8 protein-coding genes are annotated in these 22,476 nt (G+C 40.3%); 2 read left to right on the forward strand and 6 right to left on the reverse strand.

The annotated features are described in order from the left end of the window. Positions 1-183: 183 nt before the first annotated feature. Positions 184-1,128, forward strand: coding sequence for a questin oxidase family protein (locus C9J40_RS06065; protein ID WP_107246160.1), 945 nt, complete (start codon positions 184-186; stop codon positions 1,126-1,128). A 218-nt stretch (positions 1,129-1,346) separates the two neighbouring features. Continuing rightward, positions 1,347-1,592: a hypothetical protein gene (locus C9J40_RS06070; protein ID WP_005365946.1), complete on the forward strand. Its 246-nt coding sequence runs from the start codon at positions 1,347-1,349 to the stop codon at positions 1,590-1,592. A gap of 79 nt (positions 1,593-1,671) precedes the next feature. On the opposite strand, the gene C9J40_RS06075 is transcribed toward C9J40_RS06070, so the two are convergent. The 6 genes from C9J40_RS06075 to C9J40_RS06100 form a co-directional block, all read right to left on the reverse strand. Beyond that, on the reverse strand, positions 1,672-1,986 hold the full coding sequence (locus C9J40_RS06075) for a hypothetical protein (RefSeq protein WP_107246162.1): 315 nt from the start codon (positions 1,984-1,986) through the stop codon (positions 1,672-1,674). A 207-nt stretch (positions 1,987-2,193) separates the two neighbouring features. Beyond that, positions 2,194-2,370, reverse strand: coding sequence for an ATPase (locus C9J40_RS06080; protein WP_005365948.1), 177 nt, complete (start codon positions 2,368-2,370; stop codon positions 2,194-2,196). Positions 2,371-2,595: 225 nt separating this feature from the next. Further along, a complete protein-coding gene (locus C9J40_RS06085; protein WP_107207526.1) occupies positions 2,596-4,299 on the reverse strand; it encodes a phospho-sugar mutase in 1,704 nt (567 codons plus the stop codon). A 356-nt stretch (positions 4,300-4,655) separates the two neighbouring features. Then, positions 4,656-5,177: a DUF2058 domain-containing protein gene (locus tag C9J40_RS06090; RefSeq protein ID WP_107207525.1), complete on the reverse strand. Its 522-nt coding sequence runs from the start codon at positions 5,175-5,177 to the stop codon at positions 4,656-4,658. 376 nt (positions 5,178-5,553) lie between these two features. Further along, a complete protein-coding gene (gene astB / locus C9J40_RS06095; protein ID WP_107246163.1) occupies positions 5,554-6,888 on the reverse strand; it encodes an N-succinylarginine dihydrolase in 1,335 nt (444 codons plus the stop codon). 242 nt (positions 6,889-7,130) lie between these two features. Beyond that, complete coding sequence (locus C9J40_RS06100) at positions 7,131-22,064, reverse strand: retention module-containing protein (RefSeq protein ID WP_107246165.1); 14,934 nt, start codon at positions 22,062-22,064, stop codon at positions 7,131-7,133. Between the last annotated feature and the right edge of the window lie 412 nt (positions 22,065-22,476).

A 22,476-nucleotide genomic window follows, 5' to 3' on the forward strand; every position in this document is an offset into this window, starting at 1 on the left:
GTGCTATTACTCAGTTATAAGATTTCATCAATTTTGCTAAAAGCCTCGCCAATAAGCTCATTTTTTATTTATCAAAAACTTCCTTTATATGACTATTTTTCAATCAGTTAAACGATTTAAAGTAGGCACTCTTACTTTGAACGTCTAATATTGAATATGTTGTAAATTGCATGGAAGCGATAGATGAAAACATCATTATTAACTAACGAATTAATTGTAGCGGGATTACAATTTCAACCGACCTATAAAAATGGGATCAGTAATCATTTACCAATGACTTTAGTTGCACTTGATCAAATGGGTGCTAACGACGAGCGTATATTACTTTTTTATCATCAATATATAGCACAGCTTGAAAACGTCGCTCGTAATGAGCCCTTTATTAAACAAGCGGATAAAATTGAGCAACGTATTAAAAATGATGGCGTTAAAGCAACACTCATCGCCTATATGCCAAGGTTAATTGCTAGTTTTAATGCACAAGCTTTCCAATGCATGATACGGTTATCTTATGCGATAAAAAGCCAGCAGCAACGTGAGATCGCTTATGCATTAGCCTATTGGGAACAAAGCTATCAACTTATTACTCCATTATCGATAACAGAGAAATACAACGCAGAGCAGCAGTTAGAGCAACTGGTGTATGCTTTTTCAAATAGCTCATTCCAAACCAATAATGCTAGTCAGCGTATTTTTGAGGTGGCACAGCATCCTAACTATCTAAAGCTTGCTCCCGTCCCTGTTGATATAACAATAGAAAAAGTATTGCAGCTAGTTGTTGAGTATTACCGTAAAACAAGTGACTCCACCTTCTTATATGGTATTACTGCCGTTCACGCTTTTATCGAACTGTTACAATATTTCCCAGATCAACAAACAGCATTACAATGGTTTTGGCAAAGTTATACAGCCGCTTTTGCGACGGTAGGAAAAAACCTTCCGCAATCTCGTGATGTATTACCGACTCCCCCTCACCTAAGTTGGCTTGAAACGATCACACGTGGAGCTTTAAGTAACAATGATCACACGATAACGTTGATATACAGCTGTAGTGAGCTTTATAAGCGCTATCCATTGGCAGAATTAAAGTATATTGCGAATCAATGTATAGCCAATGAAAGCCTTTAATATTAAGTAATATCCAGCCATATGATGATGTTTATATGGCTATTTTCTATGCAGTCCGTTTGTGAAACTTTCATTTATTTAACGTAATCTTATACGATACAAAGCTAGCCATTTCAAAAATAAAGCATCAGAGGTAGAGTATTACCCTGTAGAGTTAAATTTAGATCTACGTTATTTTATAAACAGCTTACGCTTTTTTACTATGTGGTAATTAACAAATGAAAATTGAACAAGACGTTATTGAAACGCTAGAAGAGTTAAAAACCTTTATTATCTCAATTGAAAATGGTGGTTTAGGCTTAAAAGATGTAGAAGGCATTGGCTTAGCTAAAAATAACGCTGATGGTCGCCCTTTCATCGCTGTTTTTGATAAGAATCAGCAGTTGATTTATGGACGCTGGTTAAGCCAAGATGTTTATGATAATGGTAAAGATATTGTTCGTAACGGTGTGAAACATCACTAATTAAATACTTTAGGATCTGATCTTTATCATATTGTTATTGCGTTAGATCCTAAATACTGACCATAAGACATCTTAACTATCATTTTAGTATTTTCGGTTTAGATCTATATTGAAAATAATTAGGCATAAATAGTTTAGGCTCTGTGGTTTTGTCGAGTACTTTTACAATGTAAGCAGTAAGGATATGCCGACCAATCTTTAACGTATCTTCTGTTAACGATAATGGGATTTTTGAATGTATTTTTACTCGCTGCAGATCTGAACGATATTGAGCATTCACTGCAACAATACTTGCTTCATGCCTTGTTTTACAAATAATACAAACATAACAATCAAACTTACCTGCACGCCCCCAGCCACTTAGAAATATATTCTTGGCGGTCACATAATACATATATAGGTATGCTCACACAGCCGTAATAATAAGCACACATTAATGCAATCAAATGCTTATGTCATATGCTATTTTGTTACTACTTAGAACCTATATTGAATGACTTTTTTGTTTATATTATCAATTTGTTATTATCGATAATTACAGAAATAATCAAGCCCCTATATATTTGACAAAATCATCTTAATACAGAGGCTCAGTTGATACTTATTCCGGTTTTCTTTCACCGGTCATAAATGCATGAAGAATTTCTGGTGTTAGCTCACCTGCCTCTTCTAATCGCTTTAATTCAGCAACAATTTTCTTCTGCTCATCAAGCTCGGGAATAGGGAGCTCTGGCTCTTTTTCGTAATCATCAGGTATAGATAAATTTAAATCATGCATAGGAAAACCCTAACTTTTAAATAGTATATTATTTGCTGATTATACACGTAAATGTTTCACGATAGCATCTTGTTTACCGTTTCACATGCATAGCCAAATGGCCTTTAATCTGCATAACTACTTCTACGTTGTTTGCCGCAGTCACCGGCATAAAAGATGCGGCAAAATAGATCATTGGTGATCGATTAATGCCGCACTCATCATCGTTCTATTAAATCAATTTACTTACAATGACTGTTGGTGCTTTTCAATCAACATATCCATCGCTTCTTGAGCACGTTGCTGGGCATGAATCATGGTATCTTCATGTAACATAGGCTCTACTACTTCGTAGTAACATTTTATCTTTGGCTCCGTCCCTGAAGGTCTAACAATAACGCGAGCCCCACCTTGTAAGTGATAGATCAATACATCGCTAACGGGTAATTCAATACCTTCAACTGTACCATCACTAAATGTTCTCAACGATTGCTTATAATCTTCTGTGCATACAATCGGTAACCCTGCAATCTCTGTTGGTGGTTGATGGCGTAATGTATCACCGATAGGCGCAGCGGTTGGATCCAATGCAATGCTACGTTGCGCATTAATATACAAACCATGCTCACGATAGATAGCTTCTAATTGATCCCAAATAGTCTGCCCTTTAGCATGCAACTCTGCGGTTAATTGTGCAAACGCAACTAATGCAGATAAACCATCTTTGTCCCACACCTTACTACCAATGGTGTAGCCCAATGCTTCTTCGTATGCGAAAAGGAATTGATGCTCTTCTGTTTGTTGTGCCATCGCTACATTAGTTAGCCACTTAAAGCCCGTTAACGTTTGGTAATAACGCGCTCCAAGAGTCGTCGCAATCTTGCCAAGTAAGCTTGAAGATACAATTGTATTCCCCACTAGGTTTTGATTGGCATGTGCATGGCTTAATAAGTAATAGCCGAATAATGTACCAACCTGATCCCCTGTTAGCATTTGGTATTCACCGTCGTCACGACGTACAGCAACAGCAAAGCGATCTGCATCTGGATCATTGGCACAAGCTAATACTGCATCGTGTTTTTTTGCTTCCGCAATAACAAGATCCATCGCGCCAGTTTCTTCAGGGTTAGGGAATTTGACCGTAGGGAAAGTACCATCAGGCTCTCTTTGCGCTGCAACACTGTAAACATGGTCAAACCCAGCATCAGCTAATAATGTTTCTGCCATTTCGGCACCAACACCATGCATTGCCGTATAAGCGATGTTAATTGATTGCGGATTGGTGTGATTTATCAGTAACGGATTGGTATTCATCGTTTGGCGATAAGCTTGGTAGTAGTCTTCATCCAGCCAAACGAGTAGCCCTTTATCTTCAGCCTCTTCTAGCGGTAAATACGACAATTCATGTTTTGTCGCTTTATCAATTTCATCGGCGATTCCAGCATCTTGCGGCGGAATAATCTGTGCACCATTTTCCCAGTAAACTTTAAAGCCATTGTATTGCGGAGGATTATGGCTGGCAGTAACAACAACAGCAGCAGCGGTATGAAGATGTTTCACGCCAAATGCAACAACTGGCGTTGGTGCCACTTTTACCGTTAAATAGACTTTAATGCCTTGTGCGGTTAATACTGATGCTGTGTCATGTGCAAATTGTTGTGAATCAGGACGCCCATCATAACCAATAACAACACCTTTACTGGCCGCTTCAGGGACTGAACGTAACAGATATTGCCCCAATCCTGCCGCTGTTTCTTGAATGACTAAGCGGTTCATTCGATTAGGCCCAGCACCAACAACTCCGCGTAATCCTGCTGTACCAAAAGCTAATCGACCGTTAAAACGATCCGTTAACTCTGCTTGATTATTGTCTTGGATAAGCTGTTCTAATTCATTTCGTGTTTTTGGGTCAGGATCGCGTTCCAACCAACGAGCGATATCACTATTCATTATTATTGTCCTGCTATGTTGATGATTTTCTGAATCACAATCGAATTGATATGTTCAAGAACTTGCATCATTAAGTACTACATCATGCTATCAATAAACCACAAATGATAAACATTCGCATTATATACCATGCTATTTTTATCATATTTACATCTGTGTGTTTAATTATTGCACACGCAAACGATAGCGTGAATATTGCGCAGTACTCTATGATTTAGCGATAAAAATAATATACTGATGCGCTGCAATTACGAAGGTTAAAAAACGCGTATAAAAAAACCGATAACGCTAAGAGCCTACTTGCTTTAGCTATATCGGTTTTTAATCTCTGAACCTATTTAATCAGTAAGATATTCTTACCACATCAAATCATCTGGAATAACGAAGTCTGCGTACGGATCATCTTCATCTGCAATACTGTCAGCCACGGTATTATTTAATACAATAGATTCTTCATCACGTTGTGCAATCTTATCTGCGACAGAAGCGGGGATTACTTCATAGCCATCAAGGTAACGTGCAATCGCTAAACGACCATTTACTAGCTGATTTTGCATTACTTTATCAACATAGATCTTTTTAACCGTTGAACCATCAGTAAAATTGTAACCGATATCACCACTCTGACGATCCAAGCGATTCATTTCAATAAGCTGTTTAATTTGAGCAGCCAGCTCTTTCGCTTTGATCTCTTCATCACGAACGCGATTAAGCTCTTTATCTTTTTCTAGCTGTGCTATGCGATTTGCTTCAACAGCAGCTTTTGCTTCTTTCGCTTGAGTACGAGATTTTTTAGTGGTTTTACCCGCCTTTTTAAGCTTCTTCTTATCTATAAGCCCTGCTTTTAGCATCTGCTCTTGTAGACTTAGCTTTGCCATTGAAACTCCGTAACATTCATTATTATTTATCAGTGTAGACACACTAATTTATAGCCGTATTATCACGTTTAGCGCTAAAACAGGTCAAGCTTAAACAATAAAATTACTTGCAGACTTTAAATCCATTCTTAATGGCTAAAGAATCGATTATTCATCTAACAAATCACAGTTAACAATTTAATAAAAAAGTAGAGTTCAGCATTATTTCCCGCTTTGTCTCTTCCTTAGTCATTAAACTCGCGATACCTCACCATCATCTAATTAATTGAGTTATTCTCAAAATTTCGTCTCGCGTCGTTTAAAGATGCCTTACAATTTTTTCATTCATCATAAAAAATACTTACACTCAACTTATCGCCTTTTGTTTATGTAAAGATCACTGTTGAAAGTTATACACCGAGCCTAAATTAAGTATCTGAGTCAGTTCATCTAATGCGGTGCGAGATTCCACCAGTAAATTGGGATCAGCTAAATCAGCTTCAACTAAACGATCACGATAATGCTTATCAACCCACTGGTTTAAAACAGAAAATTTATCATCTGACATTAACACCTCAGGATTTACAGCTTGCAGTTCTTGTTCATTAAGCACGACACGTAGTCGTAAGCATGCTGGTCCTCCACCATTTGCCATACTCTGCTTCAAATCAAAGATCATCACTTTATCAATGCCTTGCTGACTCGTTACTAATTGCTCAACATAGCGTTTAACTTGGCTATTTTCTTCACACTCTTGCGGTAAAACCAGTACGGTTTCTCCATTAGGTAACGATAATAATTGTGAGTTAAATAGATAGCTTGAGATCGCACTATCAATCGACACACTCGAAGTAGGCACTTCAATGATCTTAAAGTCCTCACCCATTTTTTGTTTTAACTCTGCATACACTTTCGTTTGATCAACATACGCTTGCTCGTGACAAAACAATAAATCTCTATTACCAACAGCAATCACATCATTATGGAATACACCTTGGTCAATCACAGCAGGATTTTGCTGAGCAATCACAACTTGCTGCTCATCTAATTGGTGTAACCGTGCTATAGCTTGACAAGCCTCAAAGGTTTGCCTTGCTGGATATTTCTTTGGTTGAATAAAACGACTATCAAAAGCATGACGACCGTGAACAAAAAACTCAACGCCAGCTTCACCATATTCACGACAAAAGCGGGTGTGATTGGCCGCCCCTTCATCACCAAAATGATTCACTGAAGGTAAAGCGCTATGGTGATGGAAATGTTGTTCACTCGAAAACATCGCTTTTAAAATCTTACCTGTTGTCACATGCTCGATTGAACGGTGAAACTGATTAACTAAATTAGCTGGGGTGAAATGTACTCGCTTATCAACAGTATCAGCAGATGGCGATACTGTGGCTGCATTGGCTGTCCACATACTGGAAGCTGAATAGCAAGATGCTAGTAACTTGGGATTATGTTTTGCTACCTGCTGGATAATATTTTTATCTGAGCCAGAAAAGCCCAAACTACGGAGCGTAGCAATATCTGGTCTTTCTTGTGGTGCAATGATCCCTTGTACTAAGCCTAGATCAGCAAGGGTTTTCATTTTTGCCAGCCCTTGTTTCGCTGCTTGCTTAGGATTAGACGCTTTGGCGCTGTTCTTAGCTGACGCAAGATTACCGTAAGCTAAACCGCTGTAATTATGCGTCGGGCCCACTAAACCATCAAAATTCGCTTCAAATGCTTTCATTTTCCATCCATGTCATCCGCTAAATACATAGCAATTAACATAACAAAATTTTTACATTTACCGCAACAAAACACGTTTATGTCTAATTAGTCATTATTTATAGATTATTATTTTATATCGTTCGTAAGTTTCCTTTATATAGGCTTGTTTTCTGCACTTATTGTAAATTAAATGAATAACTACGCAGTTTTAGGTAAAAAAAAGCAGCCACTAAGGGCTGCTTTTATATTCTATTTTTCTATTTAGTGACCGCTATCTATCTTAAATGCATTGTGATCAAACAGTGAATTCATAATATCAACAGAAGAAGCCCCATCCACTAACCCAAGATCATGGGCCGGATGAATATTATCTAAGACAATATTTTGCGTCTTACCGTCATCTGTTGTGATATCAAGATTAACATTACCTTTATCATCAACACCTGCACTTACATGATCCAATAAGTTATCCATATCTGACTTACCACTATCATCATTGCCAAGCAATTCTCGGATATCAATCTTATCTTTACCAAGCTCAAAATCAGCAATAGTATCGGTATTATTGCTATTAGATAGCGATGTTTCATGCCAAGTAAAGAGATCATCACCAGCACCGCCAGTTAAGATGTCATTTCCAGTACCCGCGAGTAAATTGTCGTCACCATCGAAACCAAATAAAGACTCACCTTGGCTATCTGCGATTAAGTCATTGCTCTCTTCATTACCAAAGTTCTTACTAAGCTCAAGGCTGCCGTTATTCAATAACGTTGTCACTTTATCCGTTGCAGTCATCTCACTAGATGTACTACCAAATAAGTCATGGTTAGACACACCATCTAGAATGATATTCTGCACTACCTTATCTTGATCGTTAGAGATCTGAATTAAGGTACTCCCATCTTGCTCAGTGATATTCAGACGATTATTCAAATCCGCTAATGAGTGAATATCTTTCGTGTCTAATGCATCACCTAGGCTGATAGTATCGATACCAACTTCAAAGTCCATGATCTTATCTGTCGCAGGGGCATCTGCCGTACCGAAATCACTTTCTGACCATAGGAAGGTATCTTTCACCCCATCACCATGACCGCCTAGCTCCCCACCCCATAGAATGTCATCACCAGCACCACCAACAAGGATATCAGAGCCTAAACCACCAACCAGTACATCATCACCATCACCACCGTAAAGCGTTGCTGCTGCAGTACTGTCGATGATCAGATTATCGCCACTCACATTTGAATTGTGACCAATAACGTTATTTGTTTGCGATAAATCATCTACAACGATATTGATATTTACAGGTGCAGATTCTGCATAAGAGCCATCAGATTCAGTCGAAACCGCGACAACATTAATTGAGTGCGTACCTTGGTCAAGATCTTTGATATACAAGCCATCAACCTTGTCAGCTGGCACTTCCCAATGACCATTACCAAGATCTTTACCAATAACATTACCGTCTTTATCAACAACCTGACCTGAACCTAAATTCGTTAACTTAACGGTTAAGGTTTCAGATGCATCTGCGGATGCCGCAGCAATTAAGCCAATCAGTGGCAACATGGTACCAACAGAGCTTCTTATCGCTGCTGTTTGTAAATGTTCCGGACTGATACTTAATGATGGCGCATCTGCTTTAGGAACTACATTAATTTCAACTTTATTAGTTGCAGCTTGGTTACCGCCAGAGCCTGTATTGCCGCCATCGTTAGTCGTAATGGTTAACTCATCTTTACCACTGTAATTTTCATCGCCGGTATAACTTACCCCACTATTAAGTACGGCATTAATATCATCCATTGAACCTTCAAGCGTGACATTACCGACTCCATTTTGAACCACTTTCACTGGGCTGTTATCTGGCAATGTAATCGTTAATGAACCATGAGCCACACTTAGCTGTACCGACATACCAGTATTATTGGCTAGTTCATTAAAGTCGACGTCTGATACTTGTAATCCAGTGATAACAGTAGCAACGTCTTCATCTGCCGCAATACTGGTTGGTACATGGTTAACAGGCGCATCGTTAACCGGTGTCACCGTGATATCAACCGTATCGATATCCGTTAATACGCCACCTGCACCAGCGTTACCGTTATCGCTGGTAGTCATGGTTAACTGATCTTTACCTGCGTAATTCTCATCACCGGTATATTTAATACCGTCAGCAAGTAATGTGTTGATCTTATTGATATCACCACTAATAACTAACTTACCGTCACCATTATCAACAATATTCAAACCTTGCGTATCAGTTGCAATAATCGCTAACTGGCCATGACCTACTGCTAACGTCACCGTCATGTCACCTGATGCGCCATTTTCCTTCGCATCTACATCACTGATCTTAAGACCACTGATCACATGGCTGCTGTCTTCATCAACAGTAAATGCATCAGGTACCGTGTTCACTGGTGCATCGTTAACAGGTGTAACTGTAATATCAACACTATCGGTATCTGTTAATGCACCACCAGCACCAGAATTACCGTTATCGTTGGTTGTCATGGTTAAGCTATCAGTACCGTTAAAGTCTTTATCACCAACGTAATTGATGCCTTTATCCAATAGCTGATTGATCTTAGTAATATCACCTTCAATGGTTAATGTGCCATCACCATGACCTTTGATCACCAGACCTGTTGTATCGACACCATCAGCAATACTTAATTGACCATGCTGTACACTTAACGTCACCGTCATGTTCATTACTGCATCATGATCATGACTATCTACATCAGTCACTTGCAGGTTCTTGATCACGAGTATTGCATCTTCTTCAACTGTTAGCGGATCCGTTGGCATATGGTTTACAGGTGCATCGTTATCAGGCGTCACATCAACGTGGATTGTTTTATCCACCGCAACGCTATCTGTACCAACAACACCGTTATCCACCGCACGAATATCGAAATCTAGATCACCCGTCCAAACTTTACCGTCAATCACAGTTTGGTTGTTCGCATCACCTGGGTGGAAGGTCAATGTATCAAGCTCAGAGCCATCAACTTTAATGACCCATGAACCATCTGCTTGTTTTTCACAGCTGCCTTTTACACCATCCGGTAATGTAAATGAACTTGAATCAGGCACATTAGTAATGGTGATTTGTAGTGATTCCGCGCCATTTTCATGCACATTTGAATTTGGGTTCTTAACGGTGTTTTCGTCATCATAAGCTTTAATGCCTAAATCCAACGTGATTGAACCATTTTCATCACCAGATGCATTTGGGTTTACATCTGTATCGACTTTATCAGCAACTGGCTGAACATCAATAGTGATGGTTTTACGGTTTTCAGCTGGCTTGTCTAAGGTTTCTTCTTTTGAATACACCACAATATCGATATTAACTGTACCGCTGAAATCTTTCGGTGGCACAATTTTCACGCTACTTAAATCAAATGATTCCCCCGAACCGCTAAGTGTCCAAACACCACTACCATTATTGGTTGCGCCTTGAACAATAAAGCCATCCGGTACATTTTCTAACTTAATAGAAACAATATGCTCAGAGCCATCGCTGTCTTGTAGTGTTCCACCAACACCACTTAATGAAATAGCGGTATCTTCATTACCGACAATCGGTGTCTCAGTACCATGCCATTTAACTTCGTCATTAACAGCAACGACATCAAAACTCACTGTGTTATCAAATGTCTTTGATGCTGATACTTCTTTGCCACCAGCCGTTTCATCATAAACAGTGGTATCAACAACCGTGGTTTTCACATCAATATCAACTTTGCCGCTAAAATCAGGCGCTGGACGGAAATGAATATTCCCCATCAGGCTAGCATCAATGGTGATAGATGAACCTAACACGTTACCGTGTTCATCAATGAACACGCCGTCAGTGCTGTCTTTTAGCGTTAATTCCACCGAATCAATGCGTTCAACACCATTAGTAATATCAGTATGTGAATCTTTTAAAGTCGCTGATAAATCGAGCTTAATATCCCCATCTTCATAAGCAACATCTTTGTAAACTTGCTCTGTTTTATCATCAGAAGACGAAATTGGCTGCTTATCACCGTTTAAGCCTTCAGTTTCAACCACGTTAATATCAACAGATTTCGGTCCATCAACTTGTGGAGCAACTTGAATAGAAATGGTATCTGTCTTCGTTTTGTAATCACCACTCTCGGTATCGGTAGTGACATACTTAACGTCAAGTTTAAAATCACCCGCGAAATTTTTAGGTAAATTGATATTTAGACCCGAAAGATCAATCTCGCCTGTTGAGGATACAGGGACTTTGATTACATATTCACCAGTTTCATGATCAAAATTAGCCCCTGAAATAGTGGCTCCTTTCGGTAAATTGCTAGCATTTATAACTAAAGTAAAATCATCATTCACTTGATACCCATCAGTAGTACTAACTTGTACTACTTTTTCCATCAATTGCTTACCAAGATCTAACGTTTGATCTTCGCTACCCGTTACTATGTAGCTGTCATCAACGACAATATCTGCTGCTTTTTCATCATGCAGTTCAGTGTTATTACTAAAATCCAGTGTGATCTTGTCATACTTAGCAACTGTACTACTAACGTCGCCATCATCACTTTGATCTTGTACTAAAGCACTAATCTCCAATTCAAGCTTACCCTTGAAGCCTTCAGGAGCTTTAATCTGCAACTTGTCTAGTTCTGACTGTGGTACCGTCCAACTTCCATCACCGTTATTGATACCGCCAATAATAACGAAACCTTCAGGAATAGGCTCTAACACAACTTGAGTGACAATTTCCTGACTCGATGAGTCATCATCTACCCATGTAATTTTACCGTCTGAATGGGTATTGTTTGATAAATCAATGACGCCATCAGAACCACAGGCAATCGTATCCAGTTCTTTACCATTATGGATAACGGTTAAATGACCGTCATCTTCAACAACCGCTTGAATATCTATGACTAAAGTACCTGTAATATCTTTCGTTACAGTCTCTTTATCACCATCAACATCGGTCTCTGATACCGTTACTGTAGACGTCAACTTAATGTCTTTATCTGAATCTTCTGGAGCATCAACCGTTAGCTTAGCGCCATTCAATAGTTGCTGAAGTTGGCTATCGCTAAAGGTCACTTTTCCAGATGCGTCTGCCACCAGTAATGTGCTACCTAAAAACAGCTGATAGCCCTGAGGTAAACCATTCAGCGTTAATGCCGTGATATGCTCTTGTGGATCGCTAAATGCTGGCGGTAACCAATTAACAACGGTTCCTTGATCTTCAAAGCCTTTTGATACTGTATTGTAATCTGTTGCATCAATGTCAGGCGTTACGTGAATAACTAGCTCACCATCAAAGGATTTGCTCGCACCATCGTTCTCAGTCACGACAACGCGTACATATAACGTGATGTCTTCTAAGCTATTTTCAGGTGGTACGATAACAACATCATTTAATGTATCTAAATTAACTTGATAAATTGGTTGACCATTTGCATCCTCACCGGCATAAACCAGTGTCTGCAAATTGCCATGCTGATCATAAAGTTTAGCTCCATCTGGAATCCCAGAAATTACAACGCTTAATGTTTCTGAACCGTCAGTTTTACCATCAACGGTGTGCTCACCGGATACTACTTTAAAATCAAAGTGTGCTTTACCATCCTCTTTGATCGTGGTTTGTAAGCCAATTTTACCGTTATCTAAACGGGTCCAATCAGAATTTTCTGATTCAATTCTCGCCTGATCAACCACACCGGTTAATGCAATATCAATCGATTGTGGACCAACAACTTTCTCGCTAGTTTCCGTTGTCACATTACCATTAGCATCAGTAATGGTTGCAACATCTCGGATCACACCATTGACTGAGATACTAAAGTCAACGTTACTATCTAATGGCGGCTGAAGTGATAGACCGTTCAAGTCTTCATATTTAATTTCATACACACCATCAGCATTTGGCGTCAGAAGTTGATCATTTAAGTACAATACCGCACCTTCAGGAAGTGCTGAGATTTGTAGGAATAAATGCTCAGAGTTATCGGTATTATCATCTAACGACACAAAGTTAATGTGCGTTGATAGATCAATGCGCTCATCTTCTTTCGATTCAACACGCGTCACTTTTAACGTGCCATCATCAGCTTGAGGATTTACATTGATAACAATTTCTTTCGCAGTCGATTCTGCTGTCTGATGGCCATTAACAAAGTTATCAAGCTCTTTACTTTCAGCTGTGATAGACAGTTTAATATCACCACTAAAGTTATCAGCAGGGTTCACCTCAACAGATTTCATTTGCTCAGCATCTACTTTGTAAATACCTGACCCTGGTGATGTTTCAACTAGTGTTTGACCATCAATTTCTAATGTACATTTATCTTGGTACTCTTTTGGTACCGTAATGTAGTAGAACAGTGCTTCAGAGCCATCGGTATCTTGCAGATCAGCAACAACACTTAGCTGAACATTAGAACCATCTTCATCAACAACATAATGTTCAACAGAGCTTGCACTCCATGTTGGCGTATCTGCAATACCCTGAACATCAATCGAAAACTCACCATTCATTACTGGGTGGTTACCACCATCAGTGGTATTCACTTGTGCACTAACATCAAATTTAATACCGTTTGCAGAGGTCGAGAAATCTTCTGCAGGAACAAAAGTCACGCCTTGTAGGGTGTAATTCTCACCGCTAGCATCTGCTGTAAATGCACTTGCAGGAATAGTGATTGAACCATCGCTATTAACAGCTAAAGGCTGACCGTTAAACATAAAGACGCCATGCGCTTCACCTTGCGGGTGAATAGTCACAGTGCCAATGTGCTCACCACGATCATTATCACCAACATTGATGCTCATATTGATCGCAATACCATCACGATTTACATCAACATTATCGTTGGGATCAGTAGAGTGACGACCGTCTTCTTCCTGACCAATGCTGTTTTGCAAGCTTAAGGTTGCATCTTTATCCGACACTTCAAGCGTGATCGTACCTTGTGCCTTATCACCGTCGCCATCGGTTACTTCAAAGCCAATATTTTTAAGGATCTCTTCTTGGTTATGATCCAAATTATCGTTCGCAGCAAAGTAAGTATCACCATTAGGTTTGATCATAAGATCACCTAACTTTTGACCATTCTCTGTTACTTCATAAATACGATAACCGCCAGACTCTGGCAATGTTGATAAATCAATATGCTGTCCATCAACAATCAATGCTGTGACTTGTGCACCATCCGCACCGGTACTCACAATCACATTTTCCAGTGTCGTCGTGCTGTGCTCAACCGTATTTAGCGTTACATCATGTACAGATGGAATATCATCTTTAATTGATACATCAATATTGACTGTACCGCTGGTATCACCATCTTTATCAACGGCATAAACAGGAAATTCAATCTTAAACTCATCTTCACCTTGAGTGGGATGATCTATTGTCCCTTCCAGCTTAAATATATAACGACCATTAGGTAACAAGGCATAGGTGAAGACAACTTGTCCATTCGCTATCCCTTGATAAGTACCCACACCTGTCTGCTCAAGAACAACGTCGTGGCCTTCTGACTTAATGGTATTTTGAGCATTAAACGCTTCTACATCGACCTTAAAGTTAGACACATAGTCACTGCCTTGATCGACTTGAATATCACCCAGTGCTGTTACGCCATCTTTTGATGTATGTGAACCACCCGCTAATGCATCTTCATCAACACTGATAGCTGGAGCAGAAATAATGATAGGTGCGGCACCATCATTAATGGTGATTTGCGCATTTACATTATTGGCAAGGTTATCACCGTCAGTGTCTTTGACTTGGACCGGCACATCGATAACAATCTTATCGCCATCAACACTTACAAAACCTGAGGTTTCACTACCATGATGATCTAAAGGCGCATGTTGAGTAATGGAAACTTTCACGTCTACATCATGGCCATTAGCTGCCTGTACTGCTGAAACCGCAACCGTTAGAACGACTTGACCATTAGCAGTACCGATTAGCTGACCATCGTGATAGCTAAAGCTAATTTTTGAACCAGATGCTGTTAACTCTGACTGCAACTCATCAATTAATGCCGAAAGATGTGTACTATCGATTGAAACCTTAGTTGGATCTAAACGGTCAACGCCAGCTTTCACCGCAATGTCAACATCACCTGAAACAGGGTAACCTTGTTCACCTGCTGTCGGTTGTAAATCGCCTTCAGTAATAACGATAGAGCCAGTTTCGCCACCTTTTGCATCCTCACCATCATGAATATTGATCGTGATCTGACCCGGCTTGCTGTTATCACCGTCATAGTCTTGAGCAACGACATCTAGCTTAATAATTTCATTATCAGCATTCTTGTCATCGACCTGATCAATCGGTTGTTTTTGTTCAACAACGTAATGACCATTAACATCAATCTTGATTTCCATCACAACTTGAGATGGATTGTCTTTTAATACTACGGTGATTGTAGAGCCATCAGCACTTAATGAGTACGTCGTTTCATGACCATTACTGGTTAAACCATCCAACGATGATTGGTTACCTTTAAAGTACACTTTCGCGACTTGGTCACTGCCCGTATCAATATCAATAGTGCCAGATGCTGTTGCTGTGCCTGATACCCCTTCTTCCAAGGTTGCTGTTGAATCATTACCAAACGAAGGCTTCTGACCATCTTTAATCGTAATGTTCACATCAACGGGTTTGTCTAACGCGTCACCATCGGTATCTTGCATTTGAACAGGTACATCAATAGTGATCTTACCGCCTGTAACATCAACATAAGTACCGTTTGATTTTACATGATCAAGAGGCAAAGCCTGATGAATGGCCAAATCAACAGTCACATCACCATTCGCTGATGAAGACGGCGTCATGCTAATACTTACCGCTTCTTGACCGCTTGTTGTCACACCCGTAATAGTGATTACACCATTAGCATCAGTGTGAACAGTGAAAGTCAGTGCTTCACCATTTGACGTTAAGCTATTGAGCTCTTTTACTAAATCTACTTGTGCGCTATCAGCAATCTTCAAGCTATTAGCAACTAATGCATCATCTGTGGCATTAACTGTAAAATGCGTATCTGCTGAAACAGGGTAACCCTTGCCAGCTTTAGGATCTTCAAGATCACCTTCTGTAATCGTGATGTTTGCTACAACACCCTCACCGGTAGGGTTTAGACCATCTTTAATATGGATCTCTAATTGACCCGTATTACTGATATCACCGTCTTTATCTGTTGCAGTAACAGCCAGATTAATATCAACGGTATCGCCTTTGCTGTTGTCTTGCTCAATTGGCAGATGTTGATGAACCGTGTAACTACCATCGACATTGATTTCAATCGTCATTACCGCTGCGCCATCATTCGCGCCACCGTCAATCACAACTTTAATTTCATTACCATCAACCACATAACGGGTTGCTTGGTTATTAGATACAATCCCTTCAAGTGATGGCTGAGACTGCGCAAAATCAATATGTGCAATATCATCAGAGCCCACATTTAGCGGGATTTTACCTGTTGCGGTTGCACCATTTTCTGTTTCAGTGATCGTTGTACCTTTATCGATACCAAATTCAGGGTTCGCACCATCAACAATCGTGATATCCACATTGGCAGGTTTGTCTAACCAATCACCATCGGTATCTTTCGCCTGTACAGGGACTTTAATCGAGATGTCATCACCATCGACAGTGACAAAACCTGAACTGTTACCTGAAGCCTGATGATCCAGTGGTTGTTCTTGGATGATTTTGACTTCGACATTAACGTTTTGACCCGCTTGCGTTGGGGTTAATTCAACACGTACAGCAACCGTATCAGTACCTGCGATGGTACCGACCAAGTTACCATTGGCATCAATCGTAAAGGTTAATGGTTTGCCGCCGGATGTAAGCTCTGCGTTGAGCTCTTTAATTAAATCCGCTTGCTGCGTCGCATCAATGGCAACGGTGGTTGGATCGAGGCGATCTTCACCCGCAACCAGCGTAAGCTCACCGGTTTTCTCTACCGGATAAGTGGTATCTGCGCCACCTGTGCTTGTGCCGCTGCCATCCACATCACGGTCACCTTCGGTGATAGTGATATCAATGTTTTCACCACCTGCCGCATCTGTACCATCTTTTATCGTGATGTTGAGTTCACCACTAGCCGTATCACCGTCTTTATCTGTCGCGGTAACATCAAGCTTAATATCAGCAATATCGACACTGTTTTGGTCAACTGGCCCAGTTACTTTAACGGTATAGGTACCGTCATTAGCGATCGTCACTACCATCACAGGATTAGAATCTGCATCAACCACGGTTAATACATTGCCATTAACAGTAAACGTGGTTTGCTGACCGTTGCTAGTAATGTTGGCTAGGCTATCTTGGGTCGTATTAAAGTGGATGGTCTGAATATCATCAGAGCCGACATTTAACGGGATCTGACCCTGCATCACTTTATCAGCGTCGGTGGTTTCATTGATGATGATACCTTTATCGGTACCAAATTCAGGGTTCGCCCCATCAACAATCGTGATATCCACATTGGCTGGTTTGTCTAACCAATCGCCATCGGTATCTTTCGCCTGTACGGGGACTTTAATCGAGATGTCATCACCATCGACAGTGACAAAACCTGAACTGTTACCTGAAGCCTGATGATCCAGTGGTTGTTCTTGGATGATTTTAACTTCGACGTTAACGTTTTGACCCGCTTGCGTTGGGGTTAATTCAACACGTACGGCAACCGTATCAGTACCTGCGATAGTACCGACCAAGTTACCATTGGCATCAATCGTAAAGGTTAATGGTTTGCCGCCGGATGTAAGCTCAGCGTTGAGCTCTTTAATTAAATCCGCTTGCTGCGTCGCATCAATGGCAACGGTAGTTGGATCGAGGCGATCTTCACCCGCAACCAGCGTTAACTCACCGGTTTTCTCTACCGGATAAGTGGTATCTGCGCCACCTGTGCTTGTGCCGCTACCATCCACATCACGGTCACCTTCGGTGATTGTGATATCAATGTTTTCACCACCTGCCGCATCTGTACCATCTTTTATCGTGATGTTGAGTTCACCACTAGCCGTATCACCATCTTTATCTGTCGCGGTAACATCAAGCTTAATATCAGCAATATCGACACTGTTTTGGTCAACAGGCCCGGTTACTTTAACGGTATAGGTACCGTCATTAGCGATCGTCACTACCATCACAGGATTAGAGTCTGCATCAACCACGGTTAATACATTGCCATTAACAGTAAACGTGGTTTGCTGACCGTTGCTAGTAATGTTGGCTAGGCCCTCTTGGGTCGCATTAAAGTGGATGGTCTGAATATCATCAGAGCCGACATTTAACGGGATCTGACCCTGCATCACTTTATCAGCGTCGGTGGTTTCATTGATGATGATACCTTTATCGGTACCAAATTCAGGGTTCGCCCCATCAACAATCGTGATATCCACATTGGCAGGTTTGTCTAACCAATCACCATCGGTATCTTTAACTTGGACTGGAACATCAATAACAATTTTGTCATCAACGCTTTTAATTAAGCCATCGGTGCCATTGTCATTATGATCAAGTGGCTTAAATTGCGTAATAGACACGTTAATATCAACATCATGCCCATTTACCGCTTGAACCGCGCTCACAGTTACCGTTAATACCGTTTCACCACCCGCAGTACCTGTAATTAATCCCGTTTTAGCATCATAGCTAAAGTTAATTGCCGTACCATTTGCTGTTGTAAGTTCAGTAGTTAACTCATGGATTAACGCATTAACTTGTGTCTGGTCAACGGTCACTGTTGTCGGATCAAGACGATCAACCCCCGCAGCAATAGCTATTGTTGTATTACCACTTACTGGGTAACCTTGCTCATTACCTTCAGGTGTTAAATCACCTTCTGTAATAGTAATAGCTCCTTGCTCATTACCTGATGCATTGGCACCATCATGAATAGTAATCTCAATATTACCTGGCTTGCTTACGTCACCATCTCTATCTTCTGCCACAACAGATAAAGCAATGTTCTCATTATCAGCTGCAGTATCATCGACCTGATCGATAGGTTGTTTTTGCGTTACAACGTAATGACCATTGATATCAATAGTCACTTCCATTACCACTTGCGATGGATCACTCGCTAATACCACCGTCACCGTAGTGCCATCAGCACTCAGTGAATAAGTTGTAGCATGACCATTACTGGTTAAACCATTAAGGGAGTCTTGGTTCGCCTCAAACGTAACCTTAACGACCTGATCACTACCGCTATCAACCGCAATATTCCCCATACCGGTTGCAATGCCATCCTTACCTTCATTTAAGGTCGCTTTGCTATCCACACCAAAAGCAGGGATTTCGCCATCGACAACGGTAATATCAACGGTTGCAGGATCTTTTAACCAATCACCATCGGTATCTTTCACCTGAATAGGTAAATCGATAACAACTTGATCATTATGGTTAGCGACTAGACCATCGATCTCATTACCATTGTGATCTAATGGTCCGTACTGAGTCATGGTAACTTTTACATCAACATCTTTACCATTCGCTGCTTGAAGGGCTGTCAATGTTACGCTAACAACAGTTGCACCATTTGCGCTTCCGGTTAATACGCCCGTTGCTACATCATAAGTAAATGTTAATGGCTTACCGTCAGAACTAAGCTCTGTTGTAAGCTCATTTTTTAAAGCCTCGAGTTGTTTCTCATCAATCGTAATCGAGCTTGGGTCTAATCGGTCAGCACCAGCGGTAATCGTTAAAGAAGTACTTGCTGAAACGGGATACCCGACTTCATTACCTTCTGGGGTTAAATCCCCTTCTGTAATCGTAATACTTGCAGACTCACCGCCACCGGCAATTGCACCGTCTTCTACTTGAATATTTAATTGGCCTTGTGCGGTATCGCCGTCTTTATCTGTTGCTGTGACGTTTAATTCTATTTTCGCAATATTAAGACTATCTTGGTCCAGCTCGCCTTCTACAATAACTTTGTAGCTACCATCATTAGCGATAGTAACAGTCATTACAGGCTTGCCTTCAGCATCAACGACGTTAATGGTATTACCTGAAACAGAAAAAGTAACAGGTTTGCCATCACTCGTAATATTCGCTAAGCCTGGTTGTTCAGCATCAAAGTGAATGTGAGATATTTCGTCTGAGCCAATATTAAGGGGGATTTTCCCATCGACAACTTTACCTAGATCATCGGTCTCATTAATTGGATTTTCTGTTCCAAGATCAATACCAAAAACAGGATTGTCACCATCATTGATCGTGATATCTACTTGCGCAGGTTTTTCAAGAAGATCACCATCAGTGTCTTTTGCTTGAATAGGAAGATTGATTGAAATGTTACTGCCATTCACAGTAACAAAACCTTGTGAATTTCCAGAAGGATTATGATCAAGTGGTAATTCTTGAATGATTTGAATTTCGACGTTAACGTTTTGACCCACTTGCGTTGGGATTAATTCAACTCGTACGGCAACTGTATCAGTACCCGCAATGGTACCGACTAAGTTACCATTAGCGTCAATCGTAAAGGTTAATGGTTTGCCACCAGATGTAAGCTCTGCGTTTAGCTCTTTAATTAAATCCGCTTGCTGCGTCGCATCAATGGCAACGGTGGTTGGATCGAGGCGATCTTCCCCCGCAACCAGCGTAAGCTCACCGGTTTTTTCTACTGGGTAAGTGGTATCTGCGCCACCCGTGCTTGTACCGCTCCCATCAACGTCAATATCACCTTCCGTTAATGTAATAGAAACGCGTTCCCCACCCGCAGCATCAGTGCCATCATTTATGGTGATATTTAACTCACCTTGAGCGGTATCACCGTCTTTATCTGTCGCAGTAACATCTAATTTAATATTCGCGATATCGTCACTGTTTTGGTCAATAGGCCCAGTCACTTTTACAGTGTAGGTACCATCATTCGCAATGGTCACCACCATCACAGGTTGCGAAAATGAATCTAAAACAGTTAAAACATTACCATCAACGGTAAACGTTGTTTCTCGACCATTACTTGTAATTGCCGTTAAGCCTGCTTGTTCAGCATTAAAATGAATGGTTGCGATTGCATCAGAACCAACATCAAGTGGAACCTTTCCGTCAATAACCTGATCAGCTTGAGTACCTTCATTAATTGTCACGCCGGTATCAGTACCAAATTCGGGATTTGCACCGTCGATAACACCAATCTCAACATTAATTGGCTTATCTAATGCATTACCACTGCTATCTGTGGCTTGAATAGCAACATCAATATTGATTTGATCGCCATCACGATTGACTAAGCCAGAAACATTATCACCAGAGTGGTCAAGTGGCTGATTAATCGTTGTGGTTACTGTCACCGTTACATCACGCCCATTTTCTGACGTTGCTTCTAATGCAATAGACATAACAGGTTGACCATCGAGAGTACCGATGATCATATTCGTTACTTTATCGTAGACAAAAGTAACAGCCTGACCGCCTGATGTGATCTCACTGTTTAATTCATTTAAAACATTATTGATGGTGAGAGGATCAAATACAAACGATGAAGTCTCAAGAGGAAGCGTTGCCGCTTCTACAAAAATAGATGTCGAAGAAACAACAGGATAGGTATTATCACTGAGATCACCCTCAGTAATAAGTAATGAGCCTAGTTCGCCACCATCAGGAACTAAAATAGCCCGTGGATCTAGGTTATCTATATTTCGACTTGGATCATAAGCCGTATCGAAGCCAGCTTCAGCTAAAAGTGCATCGTTATCGTAATTAATCGTTATAAAACTTGCAGCAGAAGATGATCCATTAAGGCCTACATTACCTGCAGATTCATTACCAGCCGCAGGTGCTTCAAAAAGTTGAGTAGGATCCAGACCGTTTAAAATCGCAGCTTGAATTGCATCAATGTCGTCAGAAGCGAAAGTTGTATGTTCCGCTCCCTCATGATTAAACGCGATTTTGTTATTAAGATCCGTTGCTTTAACACCTACAGGCGTTGTTACTACGCAAGTTGGGCATGTCTGATTAATGACTTGCTCAACGCCATTATTGTTAATAATAAATTTAGCGTTACCATTAGTAACAACGATTTCATCAGGTTGAAGAGTATGCTCATCAATAATTGGCTGAACTTTATCACCAGCCTTAAGAATAAAGCCGTCTCCATTCACAAGCTTGATCATGCCTAAATTCTTATTATCAATGGTAGTCATACTCTCTTAACCTTTTTTGTTTATTCAATTTGATAGTAACGATCCCAGTCATACAGAACATGTTACGCACCACCAATTGATGTTTTTATAATCGATAGAGGTTTTCTATTAAAAACGGTATTTTTTTAATTGATTTAAAAAAACATATCGTCAATAATTTGACGACATATTTAGCTAAAAATTCTTATTATTCAACTATGATTTTGCAAGCTTTTGTAACATACTTCATAGAAATATCAATAATAAATACCAATTAAGAACAAATAAGAGCGAAAAAATGCCCTGCAAACTTAATGATACTAGTGTTGATAGCATACAGTAAATAGTATAAAAACTGTAATGCGAACGACCATTTTAAATAACAAAATACATGGACGTCGGTCAGCATTTCCCTTTAGTGAGCATCTAACGC

This window comes from Photobacterium sp. GB-72 (genome assembly GCF_003026095.1).
In the GTDB taxonomy this organism is placed as follows: domain Bacteria; phylum Pseudomonadota; class Gammaproteobacteria; order Enterobacterales; family Vibrionaceae; genus Photobacterium.

What these genes read in the sequence shown, in the direction of transcription:
- C9J40_RS06065 (WP_107246160.1), top strand. Translation starts at nt 184, where the DNA reads ATGAAAACATCATTATTAACTAACGAATTAATTGTAGCGGGATTACAA.
- C9J40_RS06070 (WP_005365946.1), top strand. Translation starts at nt 1,347, where the DNA reads ATGAAAATTGAACAAGACGTTATTGAAACGCTAGAAGAGTTAAAAACC.
- C9J40_RS06075 (WP_107246162.1), bottom strand. Translation starts at nt 1,986, where the DNA reads ATGTATTATGTGACCGCCAAGAATATATTTCTAAGTGGCTGGGGGCGT.
- C9J40_RS06080 (WP_005365948.1), bottom strand. Translation starts at nt 2,370, where the DNA reads ATGCATGATTTAAATTTATCTATACCTGATGATTACGAAAAAGAGCCA.
- C9J40_RS06085 (WP_107207526.1), bottom strand. Translation starts at nt 4,299, where the DNA reads ATGAATAGTGATATCGCTCGTTGGTTGGAACGCGATCCTGACCCAAAA.
- C9J40_RS06090 (WP_107207525.1), bottom strand. Translation starts at nt 5,177, where the DNA reads ATGGCAAAGCTAAGTCTACAAGAGCAGATGCTAAAAGCAGGGCTTATA.
- astB (WP_107246163.1), bottom strand. Translation starts at nt 6,888, where the DNA reads ATGAAAGCATTTGAAGCGAATTTTGATGGTTTAGTGGGCCCGACGCAT.
- C9J40_RS06100 (WP_107246165.1), bottom strand. Translation starts at nt 22,064, where the DNA reads ATGACTACCATTGATAATAAGAATTTAGGCATGATCAAGCTTGTGAAT.